General features: G+C 73.1%; 2 protein-coding genes. Both read right to left on the reverse strand.

From position 1 onward, the window contains the following. On the reverse strand, positions 1-2,155 hold a 2,155-nt coding region (locus tag GWI24_RS42650; RefSeq protein ID WP_210951391.1), incomplete at its 3' end, for an ATP-binding cassette domain-containing protein. Positions 2,156-2,285: 130 nt separating this feature from the next. After that, on the reverse strand, positions 2,286-3,047 hold the full coding sequence (locus tag GWI24_RS42655) for an NUDIX domain-containing protein (RefSeq protein ID WP_210951392.1): 762 nt from the start codon (positions 3,045-3,047) through the stop codon (positions 2,286-2,288). Between the last annotated feature and the right edge of the window lie 62 nt (positions 3,048-3,109).

The following is a 3,109-nucleotide window of genomic DNA, read 5'->3' on the forward strand; positions in this document are numbered from 1 at the left end:
GGGCGTAGGCGCACAGCAGGACTGCCACCGACAACATCAGCGCCTGTCCGACCGGTTGGGACGCGAGCCGCAGCACGACCGCCAGCCCTCGGTCGATCATGGAGGGCGACCGGTCCAGCGTCGCCGCGCGCAGTCGGTGCGGCAGCATGACCAGCGAACGCAGCGACGGGTCCTGCGCCGCGCGCTGGACGACGGGCACCGCGAGGATCGGCACGGCGAGCAGAGTGGCCAGCCCGAGCGCGGTGGAACGGAAGACTCCGGCGGCGAGCAGCCCGGCCCACGACGAGCCGATGGTCAGGCCGAAGACGCCGACCACCAGCGCGGGCCAGTCGCCCGGCAGCGGCACCGCGTTGCCGCCCACGAGCAGCAGGAGCGCCGCGCTGTCGAGCACGATGACGCCGAGCGACAGCAGGACGGCACCGGCCGCGCAGACCGCGAATTTGGCGGCCAGCAGCCCGAGTCGGCGGGGCACGGCGTCCCGGGTCGCGGCCAGCGCCGGAAAGCGGAACTCGTCGCCGAAGGCGAGGGCGCCCAGGAGACCGGCCGCGATGGCGACGGGAGGCAGCGGGAGGTCGGCGGGCCAGCCGGTGAGCCGGTGCAGCTCCCCGGTGTCACCGGCGCGGGCGAGCAGCACGGAGGCGAGGAGGGAGGCCACGATGGAGGCGACGCCGATCAGCCAGCCGGTCCTCACGCCGGTGGCGCGGCGCACCTCGTAGCGCATCGGCCAGGCGGGGCCGGGGAAGCGGAGCTTGGGCAGCAGCCGCAGCGGGGGCGCCTCGGGGTCGCGGGCGCGGGCGGCCGCGGGAGTCCCCGGGCCCAGATCGGCGGTCTCCTCGACCAGCCGGTGGACCACGATGCCGTGGCGGTAGGCGGTCTCCCCGACCGATGCGGGAGACAGGCCGTAGACGGAGATGTGGGTCTCGTCGTCCCGCACCACGGAGAACGGGTCGGCGGGCGCGGCGCCCGACTCCTCCTCGGCCTCGGTCCCGATTCCGATCCCGGCCCCGACGCCGACTCCGGTCCGCGCGTGGGCCGCTTCGGCGCCGACCGCTTCGGCGTCGGCAGCGAGGGCGGGGATGGAGGCGGGGGCAGCCTTGTCAGCCGGGTTTGCCGTGTCTGCCCTATTCGCCTTGTCGCCGGTCGTCTTGTCGTTGATCGTCTTGTCATTGGCCGCGGCTTCCGCGGTGGCCTTCTTCGCCTCGGCCGCGGCGGAGCCCCGGGTGGCGAACTGGGCCATCCTGACCTTGCGCCAGATCGCCCTCTTCCTGGCCTTGGGCCCGGCGCTCTCGGCCTTGACGACGTCGCCCCCGTCGGCCACGTCGGGCTGGGCGACGTCGGCGGCCTGAGCAGTCTCGGTCTTGGCCGCGAGCTCGGCCGCCGCCCGGGCCTCCTCCGCCGCCTGGGCCTCGGCCAACTGCCGGGCGGCTTCAACCTCCTCCTCCAAGACGGCGGCGAGGCGGCCGACCAGCGGCGAGTGAACGACGACACGGGGGCGCAGCCGGGTGCGGGCGAACTCATCCACCGGCTGATCGGCCACCAGCCGCCCCGATTCCAGGGTGAGCACCTGGTCCGCGAGGCGGATCACACCCTCGGCGTCCTCGGTGGCGACGAGGACGGCGCCGCCCTGGGCGGCGAATTGACGCAGCAGCCCGTACAGCCAGGCGGTCTCCCGGGCCGACAGGCCCCGCGCGGGCTCGTCGAGGACCAGGGTGTGCGGGTCCCCGAGCAGCGCGGTGGCGATCCCGAGACGACGCTCCGCCCCGGTGGACAGATCACCGAGACGCTCGTCCGCCAGATCGGTGAGACCGACCACATCGAGCACGACATCGGCGCGTGCGGCAGCCACCCCGGCCGCGGCACCGAGCATCCTCAGATGCCCCCGCACGGTGCGGCCCGGGTGACCGGGGACGTCCTCGAGGAGAACGCCGATCTCATGAGCCGGGCGCCGGATGCGGTGCAGGGGGCGGCCCCGGAAGAAGGCGGAGCCATGGCCCCGGTCGAGCTGCAGCAGAAGCCGCAGCGCGGTGGTCTTGCCCGCGCCGGGGCCGCCGAGCAGTGCGGTGACCCGGCCCGCCGGGGCCTCGAAGGTGAGGTCGTCGACAACGGGCGGATGGTTGCGGCGGGGGGTGCTGGTCAGTCCGGTGGCCTGGATCATGGCTTCTCCCGCGGGGCATGGAACCGCTCGATGGCACGTGGGGACTGGTGGCGTACCGGAGAACGGTAACCCGCTATGTCCTATTTCGTCAGGACATAGCACTCCCGGGGAGTCGTCGTGTCATGGCCCGTCACACCTCGGGACGAAGCATGGGCGGATTGAGCAGCGTCGCCCCTCCGGCCCGGAACAACTGTGCGGGACGGCCACCCTGACGGGTCGTCGTACCGCCGGTGGGCACCAGGAACCCCGGGGTGCCGGTGACCTTGCGGTGGAAGTTCCGCGGGTCCAGGGCCACGCCCCAGACCGCCTCGTACACCCGGCGCAGCTCGCCGACCGTGAACTCCTGCGGGCAGAAGGCGGTGGCCAGCGAGGAGTACTCGATCTTGGAGCGGGCGCGCTCGACCCCGTCCGCGAGGATGCGGGCATGATCGAAGGCGAGCGGGGCGGCCAGATCACTGTCGCGCCCGAAGGCCCCCTCCTGGTCGAGCAGCGACTCGACCGGCGCCCAGCGCACACTGTGCGCGTCGCCCCCGGCCCGTGGCGCGGGCAGATCGGGCGCCAGCGCGAGATGCGCCACGCTGACCACGCGCATCCGGGGGTCCCGCTTCGGATCGCCGTACGTGGCGAGCTGCTCGAGATGGGCCGCGTTCGGCGGAACCGGAAGCGTGGGGGCATGCGCGAGCAGCCCGGTTTCCTCGGCCAACTCCCTGGCAGCGGCGACGGCGAGATCCTCATCGGGCCGCACGAAACCGCCGGGCAGCGCCCACCGCCCCTTGAAAGGTGGCTCCCCGCGGCGAACGGCCAGCGCACACAGCGAATGCCGCCGCACGGTGAGCACGACCAGATCAACGGTGACGGCGAATGCCGGAAAAGCCGACGGGTCGTAGGGCATAACGCGATCATAGTCGTCTGCCTGACGATAATCAGGCCCTTGAGCATGATCACCGATGTTCG

This window comes from Streptomyces sp. MK37H, from assembly GCF_018035285.1.
In the GTDB taxonomy this organism is placed as follows: domain Bacteria; phylum Actinomycetota; class Actinomycetes; order Streptomycetales; family Streptomycetaceae; genus Streptomyces; species Streptomyces endocoffeicus.